Below are 21,560 nucleotides of genomic sequence, written 5' to 3'. Positions count from 1 at the left end.
AATGTGGGTATCGAAACGATAATCGGGCTGGCCGCACTGGTGATTTCCGCTATCGCCGGTGCCTTTGGCCTGGGCCATATTCGCGGCACCAGCAAAGCGGAAGCGAAAGCCGACCAGCAGCGCACCGAAGATAACGCAGCGGCAACGGTCACAGCAGCCGAACGCCGGGTAGAAGCAACGAAAGAGGCCAGCAATGTACAGCAGACTGTTAACCATATGCCTGGCGACGATGTTGATCGCGAGCTGCGGGACAACTGGACCCGTAAGGGTTGAGGTAGTGGACACGGCTTGCGACTGGGTTAAACCCATATACGGAACGGATCACGACTGGGATGTTCTGGACCGCCAGACGAAAAAAGACATCCTGACACATAACAAAGCGTGGCAGGCTAACTGCCAGAAGGAGAAGTAGTGAACGAACAGGCAAACAAAGTTCTTTCTGAGCTGTTGCAGAAAGCAAGTAATGGCGTTGATGCAGCGGTTTCATTCAGTCAGGCTCAGGTTCCTGATGTTATTCATCAACTGCTGATATGGAATGCAGTAAGTAGCCTGATGTTTCAGGCGGTAGCGATTCTGACGGTAATGGGATTCTTATTGACGGTTAAGAAAGCATGGGTAATAGCGGAAGGATACTCTGGTGCAGATTTCTTTGCTTTTTTGTACATAGTCTGCGGAGCATTGGCTTCTATCATTATGTTTGCCGGATTCTGGTTCAACTTTGACTGGCTAAAAATCTGGCTGGCTCCGAAGCTTTACCTGATTGAATACGCCGCCTCACTGATGAAGTAGCCATTACAAAGCACACCCGCTGGTGGGCTTGATAATGGTTGTCGCTATAAGCGGTACGATAAGTTCCGGCAATTCATGCAATAAAGCTTTACTAAACGGCATTCAGAATTATCCTAATGGCTCGTTAATAAAAGGAGTTAGGTTGATGAAGATCCTCTGGGCTATTTGTGTTGTATTCGGGGCTATTGGCTTTGTTCAAGGTATCGTTGGGGTTTTCGGCGCTGTCAGCGCGCCTCAGCAAGCAGCAGGGGCCGCCATGGGAGTTGCCTGGGCAGTAATTCCTTACTGTATCGTTCGGGCGATCCAGCAGATGCGACCGCAGGAAGTGGTGATCAAAAAAGAAGATTGATTGCCATTACCCAAATCAATACCAGCCTCGCGTAAGCGGGGCTTTTTACTAACCGAGGGTAAATAATGTCATCTCCAATCATGAAGTATTTTGCGTATCAGCATCTACCTGCGCACCTACAAGAAGTGAGTAAGCCAATCGGTGATCTCGCGGCACTGATGGACGAAACCATGCCAGACAGCGCGGAAAAGTCAGCAGGCTTACGCAAGCTGCTTGAAGCCAAAGATGCTCTGGTGCGCGCTAAGTTGGGCTAAGGCATTACAGCAGGCATTCACTGAGTACTAGCGTGAGCAGTGTTTAAAGTGAACTCGCTCAAAGTTTAAGGATATATCGTAACTTTGAAGCTACAAGATTATTAACATCTCAGGTGCTGCAAGAAGCAGCGTCACTCTGGGATTTTAAAAATGGGACAGTTCTATTACGTCAATAAAAATGCTCAGGCAAACGGCGACCACGAGGTACACGTTACAGGATGCGCATTTATGCCTGCGACAGAGAATCGCATTTACCTTGGTATCTTCGACACATGTCGTCCAGCTGTCACGGAAGCTAAGAAGCATTATTCAAAATCAAACGGGTGTTACTTCTGCTGTAAACCATGTCATACCTCATAAGTAACATCTCTAACGTCAAAAGGCTGCCAATGGGCGGCCTTTTTTATTCCCAGAAGAAGCAGGAGAAGAAGCATGTTAACAGTAAAAGTAATGTCGCCAGGTGGCGGTGAAGATATTCATTGCGGGTTGAGTGTAGGGTTCAATCCGGGGCAGCAGAGCATCGCGGTATCGGGAATGGACAAAAATGTATTCCTGAAACCCGGCGAGGTCGCCTACGTGATGAACCAGAACGGAAAGACGGTTTCTCGTTACGAGCATATTGCCAGTCAGGAAGCACTGCATAACGCGGTGGATTCGTAGCCATTACAAAGCTCACCTGCTGGTGGGCTTGATAATTGTTTTATCAACCAGATGTAAAAAAGCCCCTGTTAGGGGGCTAGAGGATTATCAGTTTCAATTGCTATGAAATATTACTTCGCGCAATAGACGCGTGCTTCACGAGGGGTGTAGATGCCGAAGGTGACAAATCCCAGCAACCCATTCACAAAAGTCTGTTGAACTTCAGTACGAACAACTTTATCAGCACCACCGCAAACCTGAGCAGCATCAATTTGCTTGGATTGACCAATCCCGCTAACGAAGAAATGATGTGTCGTAACTTGCTGTGGCGTAGTCGTTATGCCTTTGTTTACTGAAAATGATTGTTGAGCGCAGCCAGAAACAGCTGCGGCAACCAGAGCTACCATAATTAACTTTTTCATAAATGACCTTATTGTTGGTTTGGTTCGCAAAAATAATGACATGTATCATTAATTTATACATATCAGACCAGTAGTTTAACTTAGATTTGTTCTACTTCCCTAGTGATTAACTATCAACATCATCCATTGCTATCGTCAGACCATCCATTATTACGAATAAGATAATTAATAAACTTCCCAGAGGAAAATTATGCAGGTCACTATTGATGGTGTCCCGTATGCGCCTGCCAGCATCATTTCATCGCGGATCGGTATTGCAATAACGACACACCAGCGCGCCGACGTTTTGAAACGAGCGCTTGAACAGCACATGATGCACCTGCCGGCCGGTGCGCTGGTGGTGGTTGTCGATGATGGTTCAAAACCTGCAGCGGTAGTGCCACACGGCGTGCAGCTGCTTCGCCATGAAACATCACTCGGCATTGTTGCTTCGAAGAACGCCAGCCTGTCAGCCATGATGGATGCCGGGTGCGAGCATCTTTTTCTGTGGGATGATGATGCCTGGCCTATCGCTGATAACTGGCACCTCCCTTACATCGAATCACCCGAGCCACACCTGGCTTACCAGTTCCTCGATCTTGCTGGCCAGAATAAGCTCAATGACCTTTCGGTGCTTTACCGTGACGATCAGCATGTGGCGTACACCGGGCAGCGCGGAGTGATGCTCTATTACCACCGTAGCGCCATCGAGAAGGTGGGTGGATTCGATCCGGTTTATGGTCGCGGCATGTACGAACACAGTGACCTCGCGCTACGTATCCATAACGCTGGCCTGACGACGTGGGCTTACGGTGATGTGGTCGGTTCAGAAAAGCTGATTCATTCTCTCGATGAGCATGAAGCCGTAGAGCGTTCGGTACCGCGTCCCGATCGACAGGCGCTGGTGGAACGTAACGTGAAGATCCACAACGAACGGCGTGATGCCGGGTTTACTGGTTACGCTGAATACCGCCAGCAGCGCGATGTGGTTATCACAACGCTGCTTACCAGTCAGCCTGACCCGCAGCGCGGCACAAAAATGGCGGCCTCGCCTGACCTGCTGAGCAAATGGGCCTCATCACTTCGCCAGTGTGGTCGTATAGCGCTGGTGGATGAATTACTGACGGCCCCGGCAGATGTTGAGCTATGTCGCGTTCCTGACGTGAAGATGAATGTCTACTTTCGTCGCTGGTTGCACATCTGGCAGCACCTGCGAGATCACCCTGAATACCGGTTCGTCTGGTGTACTGATGGTACCGATGTCGAAATGCTACGCGCGCCGTGGGGAGAAATGGAGCCCGGCAAAATTTACGTTGGCTCTGAGCCAAAGACCTACGCCGATACCTGGGCAAAGCAGAATCATCCGGAGCGCATCTATCAGGAGTTCATTGAAGAACATCGGAACGATGTGATGCTCAACGCTGGGCTGCTGGGTGGTACCCGCGCTGATGTGATGGCGTTTGCTCACGGCATCATCCGTCTTTACTACCGGATCGAGAGTTATCGTTTCTGGAAGAAAGAACAGGCTGGCGCCGCGGTGGGTGACATGCTGGCGTTCGGTATTGTCGCGCAGTCATTTGCTGACAGGCTGGTCACCGGCCCTCAGGTACATACCGTTTTCAAAACTGATGGTATCGGCAAAGAAAATGCCTGGTGGCGCCATAAATAACAGGAGGTCTTATGATTTTGTATGTTGTTGAGTTTCCGACTCAAAAATCTGTAGGTTTCAAAATTAATGGTTACTCCTCAGCAGAGGGACTGGACTGTAAAACGGTTGAGGCTATTGGCGGTGACGTCAAAGTACAACTCGATCAGAAAACAATGCTGACTGTGCCTTATCGTGAAGACATTACGGCAGACTTCACTCTTGAAGGTTACAAGCAGCGCGCTGAAACTCACGCGAAAACTGTAATCGATCAGATTGTGAATGCGGCTCAGCACCGAGCCGCTGACGATTTAATTCAGGAAGTTACGAACGCGGTTGCTTCTTCTGAATTATTTTCTCAACTCTCTTAATCGCTTCGTGAGCATCTGGGGCAGATGAAATTTCAGGCGGTGTAACCTCCTTCAGTACATCCATCAGAACGTCCCCAACATTCTGTTTTGGTGACAGCTTGTTAACCGCTTCAATAATCAAAGAAAAAACCAGTTTATTGGTGGCTTTTTCAATCTTTAATTCACGTTGCAAATCTGCAACTGCTTTTTCCAGTTCTGACATGGAACCCATGGGTATTTTCCTTTTCGGAGGTAATCAGCCATCCCCCCGCGACAGAGTGCGCCAGTGTCCCACCACTGACGGGCTGAATGCTTACCTTAACCAGGGTTAAAGAGAAGCAACACCCTGATATTCAGACAGTAGCCGCCATCGTGCGGCTTTTTTAATGGAGCTCCGCTGGTGGCTGAAGAATTTAAGTTCTGTGTAATCGGCCATCACGCCCGGCGGCGGCAGGCTGAAGCGTTGGCCATGAGTATTGGCGCCCATCTCCTCCTCGATGAAGAGAATCATGGGGCGAACTGGAATCATCGGCGCGCGCTTGAGTGGTCTGCTGAGCAACCTTGCCGGGTAGTCGTGCTGGAAGACGACGCGCTGCCTGTTCCAGATTTTGTTGAACGGGTTGGTGAATGGCTTAACTATTTCCCGGAATCGTTGGTGAGTTTCTACTTGGGCACTGGCCGCCCACCTCAGTATCAAATGCAGATAGCCGAACGGCTGATTGTTGCTGATAAGACTCAGGCTGACTACATCACACTGCCGCGGCTGATACACGGCGTTTGTTATAGCGTATCTCCTCAGCATATTGAACGAGTCCTTTCTCGATGGGACAGAAGCAAGCCTGCCGATTATGCCGTTGGTGATGCCTATGGCGGGGCTGTGGTTTATCCGTGTTACTCGCTGGTGGATCATGCTGATGGTGAGTCTGTTGAGCGTCACCCTGACTCAGCGCCACGTACAGAACGCCGACGAGCGTGGAGGTTGCATGTCTAAGCTAACAACGTTAAAGCCACGCCTGAAAGCCATTGATACGCGACGCATCAAGCCAATCTACGGTGAGCAGCGCCGCATAAGTGGAAGTGCAAGGGTGAGTTTGAAGCGCCGTATCTATGCGCGTGACAGTGGTCACTGCTGTATGTGTAATCGGGTTATTGATTTGACTGACAGTGAAATCGACCACCGCATCGCGCTTCAGTTCGGAGGCGATAACTCGGAGCGCAACCTGTGGACGCTCTGCACTGAATGTCATGCAGGTAAGTCTGCACGTGAAGCCGCTACGGGTCAGCCTGATGAACAAGCCCTGAAGCATAAGGTGCATGGTGGCGATCAGGAATCAGGGTTTGTAGGGCTCTGAGGCCTACCAACCCCGGGGGGGTATGATCCAGAGTAAACATCGATCGCCCTGGACACCTCGCCCCCTCTCATTCGCAGAAAAAATCCCCCTCTGGAGGGTGTAAACATGTTAACAGCGCAGAAGCGGAAATATGCTCTCGCGCTGATGTCCGGGATGTCTCGGAAGGATGCGGCAATAAAGGCGGGATATTCTGAAAAATCCGCGCGTTCCAAGGGGTCGCAGCTTGCTAAAGACCCGGAGGTCATCGCGTTTATTGAGCGGAAAAAACGAGAAAAAGTTGAGGTGGATGACGAACCTGCGTATCGCAGGAATGTTTGTACCCCAGCAGTAAACACTCCTGAAGAAAAACGACCTCCTGCGGCATCGTCCGCCGGTGAGTATGAAGACCCTCTCGACTTCCTGAAATCGGTTATGAACAACGTTGGTTACGAAATCGAAACCAGGAAAGATGCTGCAAAGGCCATGCTGCCTTATATGCATCAGAAGAAAGGTGAGGGCGGTAAGAAGGATGCAAAAGCTGAGGCTGCCAAAAAAGCGGCCAATAAGTTCGCAATTCAGCAGCCGCCGAAACTGGTGGTTAACAATCGCGGGAATACATGATGCCGGAGTGGACAACTGCCTGCCCTGACTGGGCGGAGCGCCTGAAGAAAGGCCAGTCTATTATTCCTGCCCCGATTTACCCGGAGCAGGCTGAAATAGCCCTGAACGTTTTCAGACAACTGAAAATCGTTGATGCTCCAGGATCGCCAACTTTCGGTGAGTCCTGCGCACAGTGGGTTTTCGATCTCGTTGCCGCGCTGTTCGGCTCCTATGATGCCGAAACCGGCCGCAGACACATTACAGAAGTGTTTGTACTGATCCCCAAAAAAAACTCCAAGTCTACGCTGGCCGCCGGGATAATGATGACGGCCTTGCTGCTCAACTGGCGTCAGGCTGCCGGGTACACCATCATCGCCCCGACTGTAGAGGTGGCGACAAACGCCTTTAACCCGGCGCGCGATATGGTAAAGCGGGATGATGATCTGGATGACCTCTGTCAGGTGCAGACACATATCAGGACCATCACCCACAGGGGAACGGACACGACGCTGAAAGTGGTGGCCGCCGACCCCAACACCGTATCGGGGATTAAATCTGTCGGCACGCTCATTGACGAGTTGTGGCTTTTTGGCAAGCAACATAACTCCGAAGATATGCTGCGCGAGGCAGTCGGTGGCATGGCATCACGACCGGAAGGCTTTGTGATGTACACAACCACGCAGTCCAACGAACCGCCTGCTGGTGTGTTTAAGAAAAAGTTACAGTACGCTCGTGACGTTCGCGACGGAAAAATTCACGACCCGCATTTTCTTCCGGTGATATTTGAGCATCCACCGGAAATGGTTGCCAGCGGAGAGCATCTTCTTCTGGATAACCTCGCGATGGTTAACCCCAACCTGGGTTACTCCGTTGACGAGCAGTTTCTTTACCGCGAATACAACAAAGCGAAAGAGGCCGGGGAAGAAGACTTCCGTGGCTTTATGTCCAAGCACGCCAACGTTGAAATCGGTCTCGCCCTGCGCGCTGACCGATGGGCAGGGGCGGATTTCTGGGAGCAACAGGCAAGGCGCGTCACTTTTGACGATATTCTTCGCCGCTCTGAGGTGGTCACAGTTGGTATAGATGGCGGTGGTCTCGATGACCTTCTTGGCCTGGCCGTTATCGGGCGCGATCGCCAGACTCGGGAATGGTTATGCTGGTGTCATGCATGGGCGCATACCATCGCCCTGGAAAGACGAAAGAGCGAAATTTCAAAATTAAAGGATTTTGAGAGGGCCGGTGACCTGACGATCGTTAAGCGGGTGGGCGAGGATGTTGAGCAGGTTGCAGAGTATGTCAGCCGGATTTATGAAGCCGAACTGCTGGACAAAATCGGGATTGACCCTTCTGAGGTCGGGCAAATTCTTGATGCGCTCAGTGAGGCAGGCATTCCTGATGAGGCTGTAACCGGGGTCAGCCAGGGCTGGAAACTCGGCGGCGCCATTAAGACTACCGAGCGAAAGCTGGCTGAAGGTGTTCTGCTTCATGGTGGTCAGCTTCTGATGGCATGGTGCGTAGGCAACGCCCGTGTAGAGCCGAAAGGTAACGCCATACTCATCACCAAACAGGCCAGCGGGAAGGGGAAAATTGACCCTCTTATGGCCACATTCAACGCCGTTACGTTAATGGCTCTTAACCCCGAACCGGTCAAAAAAGACTACCAGGTATTTTTCGTTTAACACACACGTCAGTTAATGGCCCGCGCATGCGGGTTTTTTCATTTCTGGAGGCCAGCAAATGACGCTTAAACGCGCCTGCACCCTCATGACGGTGAAGTCGGTAAATGAGGATGAGCGGATTATCACCGGCATCGCCTCAACACCGTCTCCCGATCGTGACGGTGACATTATGGAGCCGGAGGGGGCGAAATTCCGCAGCGATACGCCGTTCCTCTGGCAGCACGACCGCTCTCAGCCTATTGGCACCTGCACGCCAAAAATGGTGAAAGAGGGGTTGCAGATCACAGCAAAGCTCGTGAAACCAACCCCTGACATGCCATCCCAGTTAATCGCACGTCTTGATGAAGCGTGGGCTTCGATTAAGGCGGGGCTGGTACGCGGCCTGTCGATTGGGTTCCGCCCAATTGAGTATTCCTTCCTGGATGAAGGCGGTATTCGCTTTTTGTCCTGGGACCTGCTTGAGGTCTCGGCGGTGACCATTCCGGCCAATGCCGAATGCTCCATCCAGACCGTTAAATCTTTCGATCGCCAGTTTCTCGCCGCGTCAGGCAATGAGAAACCGGTAGTGAAAACTTCTAAAACCGCTGGCGCTACAGCACCCAAAACCAAAAAAGGAAACATTTCGATGAATATCGCTGAACAGATCAAAAGTTTTGAAAATAAGCGTGCGGCGCTGGCAGCTTCACAAAGTGACATCATGAGCAAAGCATTCGATGAAGGCCGTACCCTCGATGCTGAAGAAACTGAAAGCTATGACAACGTTTCTTCTGAGATCAAATCTGTAGACGAACACCTGAAACGTCTTCGTGATATGGAAGCCAGCATTGCAGCCACGGCTAAACCGGTAACAAAAACTGCCAATGGCGAAGTCACCACCGTTAAGGCAAACGCGCCGGGGATCATTCGCGTTGAGCAAAATCTGGAGAAAGGTATCGCCTTTGCCCGTTTTGCCAAGGCACTGGCGGCGGCAAACGGCAGCCGTTCTGAAGCGCTGGAAATTGCACGTAAGCAGTACCCGGATGATGCGAAACTTCACCATGTGCTGAAAGCCGCTGTTGGTGCTGGCACAACGACCGATCCTCAGTGGGCTGGTGCGCTGGTGGAGTATCAGGAATACGCAAATGATTTTGTTGAATTCCTCCGCCCGCAGACCATTATCGGTCGTTTCGGTCAGGGTGGTATTCCTGCACTGCGTCAGGTCCCGTTCAACATTCGTATTCCGGCACAAACTTCCGGCGGATCTGCAAGCTGGGTAGGTCAGGGTAAGGCCAAGCCGCTGACCAAATTCGACTTTGAGTCCATCACGTTCAGCTTCGCCAAAGTCGCAGCCATTGCGGTGCTGACCGATGAGCTGATCCGGTTCTCCAATCCGGCAGCTGATGCACTGGTGCGTAATGCGCTGGCAGAAGCGGTCATTGCACGCCTGGATACGGACTTCATCAACCCGGCGAAAGCTGAAGTTGCTAACGTCTCTCCGGCCTCAATTACCAACGGTATTGTGGCTGTTCCATCAACCGGCGATCCGGATGCAGATGCTGAAGCGGCATTCGCTCAGTTTGTCTCCAATAACCTCCAGCCAACTGGCGGCGTGTGGATCATGTCCAGCACCAACGCGTTGGCGCTGTCCATGAAGAAAAATGCTCTGAGCCAGAAAATGTATCCGGAAATGACCCTGCTTGGCGGCACATTCCAGGGGCTTCCGGCTATCGTTTCGCAGTTCGCCGGAAGCAATCTTACCCTGCTGAACGCGCCGGATATTTATCTGGCTGACGACGGTGGTGTGGCAGTGGATATGTCACGTGAAGCCTCTCTGGAAATGGAAAGCGATCCTACTGGCGACAGCGTCAGCCCAACCGGAACGGAGCTGGTTTCCATGTTCCAGACGAACAGCGTGGCTATCCGTGCCGAGCGCTGGATCAACTGGAAGCGTCGCCGCACGGCAGCGGTGGCGGTTATTTCTGGTGTGAACTACGGCTCTAACCAGGGAAGCTAACGCGAAAGGAGGGCGGGGGAAACCCCGCCATATTGCATGGCAAAAATCAGATATCTGCAACGCACACATGACTCTGTTACGGGAGACGTAAAGACCGTGGACGATCGGTGCGCAAGGGTGCTGGTGCTGCTTGGCAAGGCAGAATATTTCACCGAGGTAACTACCAGGGTGAGGAAGAATAAGCGTAGAGCGGAGAACGGCTAATGTGGAATCCTTTCCGAAGAAAAGAGGGGCAAGTCAAAAATCTACAGCAGCCTGTTGTCAACCGCGGGGGCTGGACGCCGATGTTCAGTTATGTCCACGAACCCTACGCCGGGGCCTGGCAGCAGAACATGGAAATTAAGCCCAAAACGGTTCTCTCCTATTATGCTGTGTTTTCCTGCATATCTCTGATCGCAAGTGATATTGCTAAAATGCCTCCGCGCCTGATGAAACAGGATTCAAATGGCGTTCGGAGGGAAATTAAAACCGGAAAGATAGCCGCGCTGTATTCCAGGCCAAATGCCTTTCAGAACCGCATCCAGTTCTTTGAGCAATGGCTGAATTCCAAGCTGTGCGAAGGCAATACCGTTGCGCTCAAGATCCGGAACAATCGCGGTGAGATAACCGAGCTGAGGCTGCTGGACTGGAACAAAGTTACGCCGCTGGTAGCTGATGATGGCTCTGTCTTCTACCAGATCAATCCGGATAACATGGTCGGCATTGAATCATCTGTGACAGTACCGGCACGAGAGGTTATTCACGATCGGTTCAACTGTCTGTTTCATCCCCTCATTGGTCTTTCGCCGATTTATGCTGCTGGTCTGGCTGCAATGCAGGGTCACCATATTCAGGAAAGCTCAGCGTACTTTTTCCGCAATGGCGGGAAACCCAGCGGTGTTATCGAGGTTCCGGGCTCGATTACGGAAGAGAACGCCAGGAAGATCAAAGAAAACTGGGACACTGGTTATACCGGGGAAAATGCGGGTAAAACCGCCATTCTGAGCAATGGTGCGAAATATGTTCCCCGGACGGTCTCAGCTGCTGATGCGCAAACTGTCGAACAGCTTCGCATGACCGCGCAGATTGTCTGTTCAGTATTTCACGTGCCTGCTTATAAGGTTGGCATCGGTGAACTGCCAACGCATGACAACATCGAGGCGCAGGATCAGCAGTATTACTCACAGTGTCTTCAGTCCCTGATTGAGTCCATCGAATTGCTGCTGGATGAAGCGTTTGAACTTGAGGGTGATACGGGGACTGAGTTTGATGTTAATGCGCTGCTGCGTATGGACAGTGAACGCCGTATCAAATCCCTGGGGGAAGGGGTGAAAAATACTATCCTCACACCAAACGAAGCGAGGAAAAGTGAGAACCTGCCTCCCCTGGCTGGAGGGGACTCTCTTTACCTTCAACAGCAGAACTTCAGCCTTGAGGCGCTGGCGCGCCGTGATGCTTCGGATGATCCGTTTGGTAAAAGCAGTTTGTCCCAACCTTCAGCCTCAACGAATGAAGGAAAGGCTTTAACCGATGCTGAGCAGTCGGCAGCCAAAGCCATGATCAGAGGATTTCTTACAAAATGAATGAACGCGAACTATCCCTGATAAAGGTGCTGGGTGAGGAATTTGGTCAGGTTCTCGCTGAAATGCGTGACAGCTTAAGTAAAAGTATTCAGGCGCTGCAAGAGGACTATGAGGAGAGGCTAACCAGGCTCGCAAAGCAGGTTGAAGAAATCAGTAATGCGCCCGCTCCAGACGTCGAGAGCATGGTGAAAGCGGAAATTGCTAAATTACCAGCCCAGGCAGCGCCGGAGTTTCCAGATGTTGCCACTATGGTCAGCGAGGCGGTAGCTGCTATCCCGGCTCCGCGTGACGGTAAAAGTGTCACGGTAGACGAAATCACCCCCGTTTTACAGGAACTGGTCAGCAATGCCGTGGCAGAGATACCTGTACCAAAGGACGGTAAAGACTTTGAGCCCGCCATGCTTAAACAGGCAGTTGAAGAAGCTGTCAGTGAGGCGGTAGCCGCCATCCCGGTACCGAAGGACGGTAAAAGTGTCACAACTGAAGACGTCCAGCCGATGATTCAGGAGCTGGTTTCCGCATCCATGCCGGAGCTGCCAGATGTGAAATCGCTGGTTAATGAGGCGATTGCAGCTCTGCCCGCAGCAGAGCCGGGTAAAGATGGAGAAAATGGCCGGGACGCCCTGTCGCTGGAGATTCTACCTTTCATTGATGAGGGGAAAAGCTACCCACGTGGCAGCTATGCCACGCATAACGGCGGCCTGTGGCGCGCTTACGAGAAAACCCATGGTATGCGTGGCTGGGAGTGTCTTGTTGATGGTGTGGCGGGTATTGATATTCAGCAATCTGAGCAGCGTTGCTTCACCCTGACGGTTAACCGCACCAGTGGCGCCAGCGAAACCAAATCATTTGACGTGCCTGTGATGATTTATCAGGGCGTATTCAAATCCGGTCAGGAATATCTGCCTGGCGACACAGTTACATGGGGCGGTTCGCTCTGGCACTGCGACGAGCAGACCCAGGACAAGCCGGGTGAGGCAGGTTCGAAAGGCTGGACCCTGGCTGCCAAGCGTGGCCGCGACGGGAGGGATAAAACGTGATTGAACTTGTGACACTGGCTGAGATTAAGGAGCACCTGCACATTGATCATGATGCTGACGACGGCCCACTTAAGGAAAAAATACAGGAAGCAAGTTCGGTGTTGCTGGCTTTTATCCAGGGAAGCCGGGACAAGATCGTTGATGAGAAAGGCAGGTTAATAGAAGGCGAAGCGCTAAGTCGGATGAAGGCCGCCACGATGCGTCTGGTGGGCATGCTGTACCGAAACCCTGATCTAGCTGACAAAGAAGATTTAATTCATGGAGAGCTTCCTTTTTCTGTGTCGTTTTTAATTCATGACCTCCGACTTCCTACAATTATTTGAGGGCATTAATGGCTATATCCGCTGGTAAGCTCATACAAATTGTTGTGATACAAAACCCCGTACATATACGTGACGATTCAGGCCAGCCAGTTCAAACATGGGAAGATGGTGAAACCATCCGCGCAGATATAAGGGGCCGGAGCGGAAGAGAATTAATGGTTGCCGGTGCCGAAATTGCTCAGGCTGACGTCAGGGTATGGGTTCGGGGGAAATCGGGAGAAACAATAACCGCGGCATCCAGGCTAAAGGTTCAGAGTGGACCATACAGAGGTAAAACCCTTAACGTTATAGGCCCGCCCATCCCCGACGAAAAGGGTGAGCGTCTTGAGATATTGTGCAAAATGGGTACCGAAAAATGATTGAGACGAGCCTCGATTTTTCTGGGTTAAATGATATCGCAAAGGACCTTGAGGCGCTTAGCCGCGCTGAAAACAACAAGGTCCTGCGTGATGCTACGCGCGCCGGTGCCGAAGTGCTTAAGGAAGAAGTAATCGCACGCGCACCAGTGCGCACCGGGAAACTGAAAAAAAACGTGGTGGTGGTGACCCAAAAAAGCCGCCGCCGCGGGGAGATTTCTTCCGGCGTCCATATTCGTGGCGTTAACCCGCGCACCGGCAACAGCGATAACACGATGAAGGCGAATAACCCGAGAAACGCCTTTTACTGGCGATTCGTTGAAATGGGAACTGCCAACATGCCGCCACATCCTTTCATTCGTCCCGCGTTTGACGTCCGCCAGGAGCAGGCGACAGAGGTCGCGATCAGGCGCATGAACCAGGCCATTGACGAGGCGTTAAGCAAATGACGGAAGACGATCTCTATCCTTTGCTGGAACCGCTGGCCGGAGGACAGGTTTATCCCTACGTTGCGCCGCTCGGCAGTGACGGGAAGCCTTCAGTCTCGCCGCCCTGGGTAATTTTCTCGATTATTACCGACGCGGCCGCCGACGTTCTCTGCGGCCAGGCGGAATCAGCCGTTTCGGTGCAAGTCGATGTTTACTCCAGCACTATCACTGAAGCGCGTACGATCAGGAATATGGCGCTGGAAGCCCTGCAAACATTGAAGCCTGAGAACATTGTCAAAACGCCTGGTTATGAACCTGATCTGCATTATCACCGGGCCACGCTTGAATTTCAGGTGACCGTTTAAGTTCATTCACCATCACAGACCGCTCCGGCGGTCTTTTTTTTATCTGGAGAAATCATGACCAGTAAGTATGAAGTTACAAAGGGGATGACCTTTGCCGTCTCCGACGCACCCGTAACCGCCGAGGATTTTAATGCCTCAGGTTTCCCGGGGGCTGGTGTTACCTGGCTGGAAGCGGCCTGTGCAACAAAGGAGATCACCTTCACTGGCGGTCAAAAAGGGGATATTGACGTAACCACGCTTTGCTCAACTGAACAGGAGCAAACGAACGGCCTCGCCGCACCTGCTGAAATGAGCATTACCCGTAACTGGGTTGGCGATGAAGCAGCACAGGAGGCACTCCAGACCGCTTATGAAAATGACGAACTGCGTGCGCTGCGCGTGGTATTCCCGTCTGGTAATGGTTTCTACGTGCTTGTGGAGGTTCGTCAGAGCTCATGGTCTGCTGCAACCTCATCCGTTGTTGGCGCGACTTATTCTCTGCGTGTACGCGGCAAACCTAAACGCATTTACGCGTCTGGTTCCTGAGCGGCTTCGGCCGCTTTTTTTATCCCTTCAACCATGTAACAAGAGAAAAATGAAATGGCGCAAAAAACATCACAGAATTCACTACGCGACGTGGCGCTTACTGCATCAAAAGCCTATCGCACAAAAGACGGTATTACGGTCCCTGAGTGGGATGGCGCAAAGGTAACGCTGCGCGAACCGTCCGGCGATGCCTGGGTGAAATTCCGGGAAATCGTAAATCCTCAGCTCGCCGAAGGCGAAGAGGCCCCGACGCTGACGGAGGCGGAGAAGTTCCTGCGTAACAAAGAGGCGGATGTGGTTCTGTTTATTGACGTACTGCTGGATGAAAACGGCGAGCGCGTATTCAGTGACGAGGATCAGGAGCTGGTATCCAAAATTTATGGTCCTGTGCATGCGCGCCTGCTGGCTCAGGCTCTTGGCCTCGGAATGAGTCAGGAAGAAGCGGGAAAGCCGTAAAGCAGCCGCTGACCTTCTTCCTGATGTCACTGGCGCTCCGGATGGGGCGCACTCTGCATGAACTGCGCCAGACCATAACCGCCAGTGAGCTCAAGATGTGGATCGAGTTTGACCGCATAAGCCCTGTAGGGGACTGGCGTTCCGATGCACAGGCGGCGCAGATCTCCGTTGCAATGCTGAACTCTCAGGGCGGGAAATTCACCATACCTGACGTGATGCTGAAATGGGGTGAGCAGGAAGAAGGCTCTGAAGTCTCTGAACTTGAAGAATGGATGTCCAGTCTTTGACGCCCGCGGCTGCGGGCTTTTTTTATGGGTGAAATATGGCAACGCTGCGCGAGCTAATCATCAAAATTTCTGCGAACTCGTCTTCTTTTCAGTCTGAGATCGCCAGAGCGTCCCGTATGGGGACGGATTACTACCGCACTATGGAACAGGGCGGGAAAAAAGCAGCAGCGGCCACGCGTGAAACTCAGCGGTCTTTGGCTGAACTGAATTCTCAGCTTGCTAGCGTGCGCTCTTCTGTGACTGAGCTTGCCGGGGCATGGGCTGGGGCATTTGCCACGCATCAGCTCATCGCGTTTGCTGATACCTGGAACCAGTTGAATGGGCGTCTGCGCCTGGCTGCCTCCTCAAGCGAGGATTACGTGGAATCTCAGCGCGTGCTGATGGAGATCAGCCAGCGCACAGGAACATCCCTCGAGGCAAACAGCAACCTTTACAGCCGAATTGCTCAGTCCCTGCGTGATGCCGGTTATGCCTCCGCAGACGTCGCAAAAGTTACGGAAACCGTAGCAACCTCGCTGAAGCTGTCTGGCGCCAGTACCGAAGAGGCAAGCTCTGTTATCACCCAGCTTAGCCAGGCGCTTGGCTCAGGCGTTTTGCGAGGCGAAGAATTTAACCCCATCATGGAGAACGGTGGCCGCTTGGCGAAACTGCTGGCTGATGGTCTGGGTACCACTGTTGGTGGCCTGCGAAATATGGCCAACAACGGCGAGCTGACGACCAACAAGATCGTCCCGCTGCTGACAAACGTTGAGACCCTGCGTAAAGAGTTTGACACTCTTCCGGCGTCAATCAGCGGTTCTGCACAGAAAGTGCAAAATGCTTTTCTCGCCTGGGTTGGCGGGGCGAACGATGCCGTCGGCGCATCCTCCACGCTATCCGGCGTGCTGGATGGTCTGGCGAATAACATTGATGATGTGGCAAACACGGCAGGCATTCTCGTTGGCGTGGGTCTGGCTCGCTATTTTGGCAATATGGTCGGCAGCGTCGGCCAGTCAACCCGTGCAGTGCTCGCTAATACGGCCGCCGAGGTAGCGCTGGCTCAGGCTCAGGTCCGTGGCGCTCAGGTTAGCGTTGCTGCTGGCCGCCAGGCGGTTTACCGCGCTCAACAGGCGCGCGCAGCGGCGACAAGTATTGAGGCTCAGATTGTTGCCGAACGTAATCTTGCCGCAGCTCAGGCATCCCTGAACACAGCGCTTGCTGGAAGGGCTTCTGCCGTTAACAACCTCACCAATACAGCCTCGGTGATGTCACGGCTGGGTAGCGGAGTGTTGGGCATTCTCGGTGGCTGGCCAGGTGTTATTATCGGTGCCGGTGCTGCGATGTATGGCCTGTATCAGCATACCCAGCAGGTACACCGTGAGGCTGTCGGCTTTGCCAACAACCTTGACGAGATCAACACCAAACTCCAGCAGATGTCTGTGCTCGGTCTTCGCTCGACCGCCGCAGATGCGCGGACCTCTTTACAGGCGCAAAAGCAGGACCTGGCCGACCTCGACTCTCAGATCGCGAAGGTGAAAGACAGCCTCAAGGCGGTTGATCAAATCCAGCAGGATTATAACCGCCATCCGACGCTGACCTTGATCAATACCTTCATGGACCAGGCCGACATCACGGCCAAAAACATTGAACTTACCGATAAGCTGAATCAGCTGGAGTATCAGCGGGAACAGGCCGCTTCAAAAGTCGAGCAAACGCAGAAGCTGGTGAACGATGCCAGCGACCTGGCAACGCAAAAGGCTATCGAACAGGCTGGCGCCGTCTCAATCCTGAAAGGTGCCTATGACCTGCTAAACCGCTCAATGTCAGCAACCGCTAGCGCCAAACCACCGCAGTATGCGGGGCCTGTGGTTTCAATGGCTAATGCGACGCCTCAGCAGCAAACAGCACTGGAACGTTCACGCCGCGATAATGAGCTGGCCAGCTTAAGTGGATTAGAGAAACTTCATCAGCAGCACGTTTATGAAGCGGAAGATCTGAAGCTGACTGGAGCACTTTATACCCAGTACATCTACAACAAGGATCAGGCCGCCAAAAAGGATGCAGCAGCAGCCGAGGCAAAAAAAACCTCTACTGCCGCCTCAAGTGCTCAGAGTAAAGCCGAGCGCGCAGCAGCCAGCACCGCTGAGCAATATGCCCGCAAAATGGCCGATCTGAGCGTGGCTATCGATGTGCAACGCGTCAGGGCAACGGAAGGAGAAAAAGCGTCTGAGCTATACGCAGCATCGCATCAGGCAGGCACTAAATGGACCGACGAGCAACGCAAGGCTATCCAGGAATCATCAGCAGAGCTGGCAAAATGGACGCAAAAAGCCGATGAAAACGTACGTAAGCAGCGCGAACAAGCCGATGCTCTGAAGGATTTAACTGAAGCGGCCCGAAAGTTCAGGGATGAGGCGACACTGACAACCGAAACCGCAGGCATGAGTGATCGCCAGCGCAGCCGGTTCGACGAGACGCAACAGATCGAGCGTGTTTTTGCTAAAACGGACGGCGGCACCGAGGCCATCGCACAACGCGCGGCTGCCCTCGATGACCTGGATAAGAAATACAAGGCTATAGCAGCAGCTGAAGCGGACTGGATGGCTGGAGTATCGCGCGGCTATGCCAACTGGTTCGATGAAATCAGCAATGTTTCTGGCACGGTTTCTGATGGAGTGAAAACCACACTCGACAGCGCGTTTAGTAATGTCACCTCAATGCTGGAAGGCAATAAGGTCAGCTGGAAATCCTGGGGTATCTCTGTTTTACAGATTATCGGAAAAGTCGCTCTGCAAATGGCAGTGGTCAGCGCGATGGGGGGTGGGTCTTCCAGTTCTGGCATTTTTGGCTCACTCATCGGCAGCGTAGGCAGCTTCTTCGGGGGCGGCGCGGGAGCATCAGCCAGCACCGGTACTGCGGTTTCCAGTTACGGTTCGAGCTTCCAGTTTAACGCTAAAGGCGGCGTTTATGACTCTCCATCTCTGAGCGCTTTCAGTAATGGGATCGTCAGAAACCCCACCATGTTCGCTTTCGCGAAAGGCGGGGCCGGAATCATGGGCGAGGCTGGGCCGGAGGCAATCATGCCGCTGACCCGCGCACCGGATGGTTCACTCGGTGTTCGTGCGGTCGGCGCTGGTGGTGGTCAGTCTGTATCTTCGGCGCCACAGGTTTATATCACCATCGATGGCAACGGAAATACCTCCACGCAGACTTCACCCGGCCTTGAGCAATTTGGTGCTGATGTCGGTAAATATGTTGATCAGCGATATAAGCAGAACATCATGCGAGATATTCGCCCTGGCGGTGACATCTGGAACGCAATGAAAGGAACCCGATAAAAATGGCTATCGAAACTTTCACCTGGTGCCCACGAATTAACGCTGAGGCAGATATAAATTTCCGCGTCAGGAAAGCACAGTTTGGTGATGGATATGAGCAGGTTTCAGGGGATGGATTGAATACCAGAACCCAGCAGTGGACGCTCAACTTTACTGGCAACGAAACCTACATTTCCGCCATTAAATCTTTTCTCGACAGGCATGAAGGGACGAAAGCCTTTCAGTGGAAGCCACCGCTCGAACCTTTGGGTTTGTATCGTTGCGAAACATATAAACCCACCGGGCTCGGCGCGGGGAAATTCAACCTTGAAGCAACATTCATCCAGGCATTTAAACCATGAGCTTAAACGCAGACTATCAGAAGCTGGAATCAGGGAACGACGTTCGCCTGATTGAGGTGGACGGTTCTTCTTTTGGACTGACGGACGTTCTCCGGTTTCACAATTACAACATTCCCCACACCGAAGCGGAAATAGTTGCCGCTGGCGGGGATGAGGCCAAGCTCCCGGCGAAACCAATCTGGTGGCAGGGTAATGAATATTCCGCCTGGCCGTATCAGCTGGAAGGGCTGGAGAAATCGACCAGTGGCAGCAATGCGACGCCATCTCTGACGGTCGCGAACATTGAAAGCTCTATTTCTGCCCTGTGTCTTGCGTACGACGATTTGCTACAGGCTAAGGTCACTATTCACGACACAAAGGCAAAATATCTCGACGCGAAAAACTTCGCAGGCGGTAACCCTACAGCAGATCCGACTCAGGAGAAACTTCAGGTCTGGTATATCGACGGGAAAACGACCGAGCTTGCTGGCGAAACCATCGAGTTTGTACTGTCCAGCCCTATGGATCTTCAGGGACAAATGATCCCGACGCGGCAGCTTCATTCCTTGTGTACATGGTGCATTCGTAATAAGTACCGCACCGGCGATGGCTGCGACTATGCCGGTACGCGCTATTTCGACAAAAACAACAACCCGGTAAGCGATCCGTCACTGGATGAATGCAACGGCACGCTGACGGCCTGCAAACTTCGGTTCGGTGAAAGCAACGAACTCTCGTTTGGTGGGTTCCCGGGTACGTCGCTGATCAGGAGCTGATATGCGTCAGAAAACCATTGATGCGATTATGGCGCATGCCGCCGCTGAATATCCTCGTGAGTGCTGTGGTGTGGTGGCGCAGAAAAGCCGGGTGGAGCGCTACTTTCCCTGCCGTAACGTGGCCGATGACCCTGAGGACAATTTTGTCCTTTGCCCTGAAGACTACGCCGCGGCGGAAGAATGGGGGCCGGTCACTGCTATCGTTCACAGCCACCCTGACGCCACCACCCAGCCGAGCGAAACTGACAAGGCCCAGTGTGATCTTAACGGGCTGCCCTGGCACATTGTCAGCTGGCCGGAAGGCGACCTGAGAACCATCATGCCGCGGGGAGAAATTCCTCTAATTGAACGACCTTTCGTCCTGGGCGTGTACGACTGCTGGGGGCTGGTGATGAGTTATTTCCGGCAGACGCACGGCATTGAGCTGCATGATTACCGGGTAAATTATCCATGGTGGGAAAATGACTACCCTGACAATTTCTATCAGGAATGCTGGTACGAATGCGGTTTCCGTGAATTTGACGGCCCGCCGCAGCCTGGCGACATGGTGATTATGCAGGTGCAGGCTGATAAGTGGAACCACGCGGGAATTCTGCTGGAGGGCAATATGCTGCTGCACCACCTGTACGGTCACCTGAGTCAGCGAGTACCATATGGCGGTTACTGGCAGGAACGAACGATGAAGATTCTACGTTACAAATCTCTGTGCTAACCTTTTGTAAAACCAAAGGGGATAGGGATATGAAAAAAGCATTTTTGGCACTTTCTTTGTTAATCATGGCTGGATGTTCGAGCATGCAGGATCTTCGGAATGAGCCAGCGTCAAATACTTTTCAATCAAGGAAAAAAATTGATGCGGTATCTGAATGTATACTTGTTGGCTGGCAAGAAGAAAGCCAAAAATACGGAAGCGTTTTTATTCAGCCTTATGACGGTGGCAAAACTGTTTTTACACAATCTCAACTTGAGATGGTTGATTTAATATCTGAAGGTGGAATTACCAAGATAGAATTTCGACATCAAGGTGGCCTTTTTGCTTATCGAATCAACAGCCGGATAAAAGTAATAGAACACTGTATCTAACCAATACTTAACCCGCTTCGGCGGGTTTTTTTATGGTGAGAATATGAAAGAAGTAATGACAACAATTCAGCTCGGCGGAGTATTAGGAAAGACCTTCGGTAAAACACATAAACGACTGATATCCCGTACTGGTGAAGCAGCTATTGCTTTAAGTAAAACATTACCCGGTTTCGAAAGCTTCATGATCAGCAGTAAGCGTCGTGGATTAACTTTCGCAGTATTTAAAGGAAAAAAGAATATTGCCGCCGATGAGATGGGTTTTCCGTGTGAAGGCGACGTAGTAAGGATCATGCCAGTTGTTATCGGTAGTAAGCGCGCTGGTCTTTTTCAGACCATATTAGGAGCAGTTTTAATAGCCGCGGCTGTCTTTGTTTCTGGTGGTGTTGGCGCTGCTTTCGCTGCTGGTGGATTGACGGGGTTTGCTGCTGCCACTGGTGCCTCGTTGGTCCTCGGTGGGGTTATTCAACTGCTTTCACCGCAGCCATCAGGCATAGCCAGTAAACAAAGCGCAGATAACCGTGCATCGTATGCGTTCGGCGGGGTGACAAATACCGCCGCACAGGGCTACCCGGTTCCGCTCCTTTACGGCCGCCGGCGAATCGGCGGGGCAATTATTTCCGCCGGGATTTATGTCGAAGATCAGCAGTAGATAACAAACCTTTTTACAAGCCACCTTCGGGTGGCTTTTTTTA

29 protein-coding genes are annotated in these 21,560 nt (G+C 52.3%); 27 read left to right on the top strand and 2 right to left on the bottom strand.

Annotated features, from left to right (window positions below; genetic code table 11):
* The first annotated feature begins 3 nt into the window (after window positions 1-3).
* From ACOT1A_RS04835 to ACOT1A_RS04815, 5 genes are all read left to right on the top strand, one after another.
* Window positions 4-273 carry a hypothetical protein gene (locus ACOT1A_RS04835; protein WP_023296246.1) on the top strand — a complete coding sequence of 90 codons (270 nt, stop codon included), beginning with the start codon at window positions 4-6 and terminating at the stop codon, window positions 271-273.
* 138 nt (window positions 274-411) lie between these two features.
* Window positions 412-789 (top strand): hypothetical protein, encoded by a 378-nt coding sequence (locus ACOT1A_RS04830; RefSeq protein ID WP_062939161.1) that lies wholly within the window; start codon window positions 412-414, stop codon window positions 787-789.
* A 145-nt stretch (window positions 790-934) separates the two neighbouring features.
* The gene (locus tag ACOT1A_RS04825; protein WP_020690713.1) at window positions 935-1,138 is read left to right on the top strand and encodes a hypothetical protein; all 204 of its coding nucleotides are present in this window, start codon (window positions 935-937) and stop codon (window positions 1,136-1,138) included.
* Between the two features lie 65 nt (window positions 1,139-1,203).
* The gene (locus tag ACOT1A_RS04820) at window positions 1,204-1,392 is read left to right on the top strand and encodes a hypothetical protein (protein WP_047719375.1); all 189 of its coding nucleotides are present in this window, start codon (window positions 1,204-1,206) and stop codon (window positions 1,390-1,392) included.
* Window positions 1,393-1,824: 432 nt separating this feature from the next.
* On the top strand, window positions 1,825-2,052 hold the full coding sequence (locus tag ACOT1A_RS04815) for a hypothetical protein (protein WP_108367717.1): 228 nt from the start codon (window positions 1,825-1,827) through the stop codon (window positions 2,050-2,052).
* 110 nt (window positions 2,053-2,162) lie between these two features.
* Here the strand turns inward: ACOT1A_RS04815 and ACOT1A_RS04810 are convergent, their stop codons facing one another.
* Window positions 2,163-2,453 (bottom strand): Bor family protein, encoded by a 291-nt coding sequence (locus ACOT1A_RS04810; RefSeq protein ID WP_032671404.1) that lies wholly within the window; start codon window positions 2,451-2,453, stop codon window positions 2,163-2,165.
* A gap of 190 nt (window positions 2,454-2,643) precedes the next feature.
* Between ACOT1A_RS04810 and ACOT1A_RS04805 the strand changes: the two genes are divergently transcribed.
* Both ACOT1A_RS04805 and ACOT1A_RS04800 read left to right on the top strand, forming a co-directional pair.
* Window positions 2,644-4,101: a glycosyltransferase family 2 protein gene (locus tag ACOT1A_RS04805; RefSeq protein WP_276169957.1), complete on the top strand. Its 1,458-nt coding sequence runs from the start codon at window positions 2,644-2,646 to the stop codon at window positions 4,099-4,101.
* Window positions 4,102-4,112: 11 nt separating this feature from the next.
* Window positions 4,113-4,448, top strand: a complete 336-nt coding sequence (locus ACOT1A_RS04800; protein ID WP_136128982.1) for a hypothetical protein — start codon at window positions 4,113-4,115, stop codon at window positions 4,446-4,448.
* Here the strand turns inward: ACOT1A_RS04800 and ACOT1A_RS04795 are convergent.
* Window positions 4,402-4,659, bottom strand: a complete 258-nt coding sequence (locus ACOT1A_RS04795) for a hypothetical protein (RefSeq protein ID WP_040117529.1) — start codon at window positions 4,657-4,659, stop codon at window positions 4,402-4,404. The genes ACOT1A_RS04800 and ACOT1A_RS04795 overlap by 47 nt on opposite strands.
* A gap of 168 nt (window positions 4,660-4,827) precedes the next feature.
* On the opposite strand from ACOT1A_RS04795, the gene ACOT1A_RS04790 reads away from it, so the two are divergent.
* The 20 genes from ACOT1A_RS04790 (at window position 4,828) to ACOT1A_RS04695 (ending at window position 21,517) form a co-directional block, all read left to right on the top strand.
* Window positions 4,828-5,418 carry a hypothetical protein gene (locus ACOT1A_RS04790; RefSeq protein ID WP_370658810.1) on the top strand — a complete coding sequence of 197 codons (591 nt, stop codon included), beginning with the start codon at window positions 4,828-4,830 and terminating at the stop codon, window positions 5,416-5,418.
* The gene (locus tag ACOT1A_RS04785; protein WP_421625507.1) at window positions 5,411-5,779 is read left to right on the top strand and encodes an HNH endonuclease; all 369 of its coding nucleotides are present in this window, start codon (window positions 5,411-5,413) and stop codon (window positions 5,777-5,779) included. Before ACOT1A_RS04790 ends, ACOT1A_RS04785 begins: the two co-directional genes overlap by 8 nt.
* A 105-nt stretch (window positions 5,780-5,884) precedes the next feature.
* The gene (locus tag ACOT1A_RS04780) at window positions 5,885-6,379 is read left to right on the top strand and encodes a terminase small subunit (RefSeq protein WP_105322670.1); all 495 of its coding nucleotides are present in this window, start codon (window positions 5,885-5,887) and stop codon (window positions 6,377-6,379) included.
* Window positions 6,376-8,037 (top strand): terminase large subunit, encoded by a 1,662-nt coding sequence (locus tag ACOT1A_RS04775; RefSeq protein WP_108367712.1) that lies wholly within the window; start codon window positions 6,376-6,378, stop codon window positions 8,035-8,037. The genes ACOT1A_RS04780 and ACOT1A_RS04775 overlap by 4 nt, the downstream gene beginning before the upstream one ends.
* A 58-nt stretch (window positions 8,038-8,095) precedes the next feature.
* Complete coding sequence (locus tag ACOT1A_RS04770) at window positions 8,096-10,030, top strand: phage major capsid protein (protein WP_276169958.1); 1,935 nt, start codon at window positions 8,096-8,098, stop codon at window positions 10,028-10,030.
* Window positions 10,031-10,233: 203 nt separating this feature from the next.
* The gene (locus tag ACOT1A_RS04765; RefSeq protein ID WP_276169959.1) at window positions 10,234-11,592 is read left to right on the top strand and encodes a phage portal protein; all 1,359 of its coding nucleotides are present in this window, start codon (window positions 10,234-10,236) and stop codon (window positions 11,590-11,592) included.
* A complete protein-coding gene (locus ACOT1A_RS04760; protein ID WP_233158516.1) occupies window positions 11,589-12,632 on the top strand; it encodes a phage gp6-like head-tail connector protein in 1,044 nt (347 codons plus the stop codon). Before ACOT1A_RS04765 ends, ACOT1A_RS04760 begins: the two co-directional genes overlap by 4 nt.
* Window positions 12,629-12,955, top strand: a complete 327-nt coding sequence (locus tag ACOT1A_RS04755; RefSeq protein WP_048243843.1) for a head-tail connector protein — start codon at window positions 12,629-12,631, stop codon at window positions 12,953-12,955. The genes ACOT1A_RS04760 and ACOT1A_RS04755 overlap by 4 nt, the downstream gene beginning before the upstream one ends.
* Before the next feature lie 8 nt (window positions 12,956-12,963).
* Window positions 12,964-13,314, top strand: a complete 351-nt coding sequence (locus ACOT1A_RS04750) for a phage head closure protein (RefSeq protein ID WP_276169960.1) — start codon at window positions 12,964-12,966, stop codon at window positions 13,312-13,314.
* Window positions 13,311-13,760, top strand: a complete 450-nt coding sequence (locus ACOT1A_RS04745) for an HK97-gp10 family putative phage morphogenesis protein (RefSeq protein WP_032622505.1) — start codon at window positions 13,311-13,313, stop codon at window positions 13,758-13,760. Before ACOT1A_RS04750 ends, ACOT1A_RS04745 begins: the two co-directional genes overlap by 4 nt.
* Window positions 13,757-14,104, top strand: coding sequence for a tail completion protein gp17 (gp17, locus tag ACOT1A_RS04740; protein ID WP_276169961.1), 348 nt, complete (start codon window positions 13,757-13,759; stop codon window positions 14,102-14,104). Before ACOT1A_RS04745 ends, gp17 begins: the two co-directional genes overlap by 4 nt.
* Before the next feature lie 54 nt (window positions 14,105-14,158).
* Complete coding sequence (locus tag ACOT1A_RS04735) at window positions 14,159-14,629, top strand: phage tail tube protein (RefSeq protein ID WP_000202242.1); 471 nt, start codon at window positions 14,159-14,161, stop codon at window positions 14,627-14,629.
* A gap of 54 nt (window positions 14,630-14,683) precedes the next feature.
* Entirely contained in the window at window positions 14,684-15,085 is a 402-nt protein-coding gene (locus ACOT1A_RS04730) for a phage tail assembly chaperone (RefSeq protein ID WP_032622503.1), read from the top strand.
* 23 nt (window positions 15,086-15,108) lie between these two features.
* Window positions 15,109-15,372: a phage tail assembly protein T gene (locus ACOT1A_RS04725; protein WP_032622502.1), complete on the top strand. Its 264-nt coding sequence runs from the start codon at window positions 15,109-15,111 to the stop codon at window positions 15,370-15,372.
* Window positions 15,373-15,407: 35 nt separating this feature from the next.
* Complete coding sequence (locus ACOT1A_RS04720) at window positions 15,408-18,689, top strand: phage tail tape measure protein (protein WP_368958414.1); 3,282 nt, start codon at window positions 15,408-15,410, stop codon at window positions 18,687-18,689.
* Between the two features lie 2 nt (window positions 18,690-18,691).
* Window positions 18,692-19,030: a phage tail protein gene (locus ACOT1A_RS04715; protein ID WP_017384364.1), complete on the top strand. Its 339-nt coding sequence runs from the start codon at window positions 18,692-18,694 to the stop codon at window positions 19,028-19,030.
* Entirely contained in the window at window positions 19,027-19,785 is a 759-nt protein-coding gene (locus ACOT1A_RS04710; RefSeq protein WP_023305932.1) for a phage minor tail protein L, read from the top strand. The genes ACOT1A_RS04715 and ACOT1A_RS04710 overlap by 4 nt, the downstream gene beginning before the upstream one ends.
* Window position 19,786: 1 nt before the next feature.
* The gene (locus ACOT1A_RS04705) at window positions 19,787-20,497 is read left to right on the top strand and encodes a C40 family peptidase (protein ID WP_032668965.1); all 711 of its coding nucleotides are present in this window, start codon (window positions 19,787-19,789) and stop codon (window positions 20,495-20,497) included.
* Window positions 20,498-20,526: 29 nt separating this feature from the next.
* Complete coding sequence (locus ACOT1A_RS04700) at window positions 20,527-20,868, top strand: hypothetical protein (protein ID WP_072026015.1); 342 nt, start codon at window positions 20,527-20,529, stop codon at window positions 20,866-20,868.
* A 43-nt stretch (window positions 20,869-20,911) separates the two neighbouring features.
* Window positions 20,912-21,517 (top strand): tail assembly protein, encoded by a 606-nt coding sequence (locus ACOT1A_RS04695; protein WP_032668962.1) that lies wholly within the window; start codon window positions 20,912-20,914, stop codon window positions 21,515-21,517.
* Window positions 21,518-21,560: the final 43 nt, after the last annotated feature.

The sequence above is a fragment of the Enterobacter cloacae complex sp. SYL003 genome (assembly GCF_049236925.1).
In the GTDB taxonomy this organism is placed as follows: Bacteria; Pseudomonadota; Gammaproteobacteria; order Enterobacterales; family Enterobacteriaceae; genus Enterobacter; species Enterobacter intestinihominis.
This window is presented reverse-complemented; position numbering and strand designations above follow the sequence as displayed.

What these genes read in the sequence shown, in the direction of transcription:
- ACOT1A_RS04825 (WP_020690713.1), top strand. Translation starts at nt 935, where the DNA reads ATGAAGATCCTCTGGGCTATTTGTGTTGTATTCGGGGCTATTGGCTTT.
- ACOT1A_RS04820 (WP_047719375.1), top strand. Translation starts at nt 1,204, where the DNA reads ATGTCATCTCCAATCATGAAGTATTTTGCGTATCAGCATCTACCTGCG.
- ACOT1A_RS04815 (WP_108367717.1), top strand. Translation starts at nt 1,825, where the DNA reads ATGTTAACAGTAAAAGTAATGTCGCCAGGTGGCGGTGAAGATATTCAT.
- ACOT1A_RS04810 (WP_032671404.1), bottom strand. Translation starts at nt 2,453, where the DNA reads ATGAAAAAGTTAATTATGGTAGCTCTGGTTGCCGCAGCTGTTTCTGGC.
- ACOT1A_RS04805 (WP_276169957.1), top strand. Translation starts at nt 2,644, where the DNA reads ATGCAGGTCACTATTGATGGTGTCCCGTATGCGCCTGCCAGCATCATT.
- ACOT1A_RS04800 (WP_136128982.1), top strand. Translation starts at nt 4,113, where the DNA reads ATGATTTTGTATGTTGTTGAGTTTCCGACTCAAAAATCTGTAGGTTTC.
- ACOT1A_RS04795 (WP_040117529.1), bottom strand. Translation starts at nt 4,659, where the DNA reads ATGGGTTCCATGTCAGAACTGGAAAAAGCAGTTGCAGATTTGCAACGT.
- ACOT1A_RS04785 (WP_421625507.1), top strand. Translation starts at nt 5,411, where the DNA reads ATGTCTAAGCTAACAACGTTAAAGCCACGCCTGAAAGCCATTGATACG.
- ACOT1A_RS04780 (WP_105322670.1), top strand. Translation starts at nt 5,885, where the DNA reads ATGTTAACAGCGCAGAAGCGGAAATATGCTCTCGCGCTGATGTCCGGG.
- ACOT1A_RS04775 (WP_108367712.1), top strand. Translation starts at nt 6,376, where the DNA reads ATGATGCCGGAGTGGACAACTGCCTGCCCTGACTGGGCGGAGCGCCTG.
- ACOT1A_RS04770 (WP_276169958.1), top strand. Translation starts at nt 8,096, where the DNA reads ATGACGCTTAAACGCGCCTGCACCCTCATGACGGTGAAGTCGGTAAAT.
- ACOT1A_RS04765 (WP_276169959.1), top strand. Translation starts at nt 10,234, where the DNA reads ATGTGGAATCCTTTCCGAAGAAAAGAGGGGCAAGTCAAAAATCTACAG.
- ACOT1A_RS04760 (WP_233158516.1), top strand. Translation starts at nt 11,589, where the DNA reads ATGAATGAACGCGAACTATCCCTGATAAAGGTGCTGGGTGAGGAATTT.
- ACOT1A_RS04750 (WP_276169960.1), top strand. Translation starts at nt 12,964, where the DNA reads ATGGCTATATCCGCTGGTAAGCTCATACAAATTGTTGTGATACAAAAC.
- ACOT1A_RS04745 (WP_032622505.1), top strand. Translation starts at nt 13,311, where the DNA reads ATGATTGAGACGAGCCTCGATTTTTCTGGGTTAAATGATATCGCAAAG.
- gp17 (WP_276169961.1), top strand. Translation starts at nt 13,757, where the DNA reads ATGACGGAAGACGATCTCTATCCTTTGCTGGAACCGCTGGCCGGAGGA.
- ACOT1A_RS04735 (WP_000202242.1), top strand. Translation starts at nt 14,159, where the DNA reads ATGACCAGTAAGTATGAAGTTACAAAGGGGATGACCTTTGCCGTCTCC.
- ACOT1A_RS04730 (WP_032622503.1), top strand. Translation starts at nt 14,684, where the DNA reads ATGGCGCAAAAAACATCACAGAATTCACTACGCGACGTGGCGCTTACT.
- ACOT1A_RS04725 (WP_032622502.1), top strand. Translation starts at nt 15,109, where the DNA reads ATGTCACTGGCGCTCCGGATGGGGCGCACTCTGCATGAACTGCGCCAG.
- ACOT1A_RS04720 (WP_368958414.1), top strand. Translation starts at nt 15,408, where the DNA reads ATGGCAACGCTGCGCGAGCTAATCATCAAAATTTCTGCGAACTCGTCT.
- ACOT1A_RS04715 (WP_017384364.1), top strand. Translation starts at nt 18,692, where the DNA reads ATGGCTATCGAAACTTTCACCTGGTGCCCACGAATTAACGCTGAGGCA.
- ACOT1A_RS04710 (WP_023305932.1), top strand. Translation starts at nt 19,027, where the DNA reads ATGAGCTTAAACGCAGACTATCAGAAGCTGGAATCAGGGAACGACGTT.
- ACOT1A_RS04705 (WP_032668965.1), top strand. Translation starts at nt 19,787, where the DNA reads ATGCGTCAGAAAACCATTGATGCGATTATGGCGCATGCCGCCGCTGAA.
- ACOT1A_RS04700 (WP_072026015.1), top strand. Translation starts at nt 20,527, where the DNA reads ATGAAAAAAGCATTTTTGGCACTTTCTTTGTTAATCATGGCTGGATGT.
- ACOT1A_RS04695 (WP_032668962.1), top strand. Translation starts at nt 20,912, where the DNA reads ATGAAAGAAGTAATGACAACAATTCAGCTCGGCGGAGTATTAGGAAAG.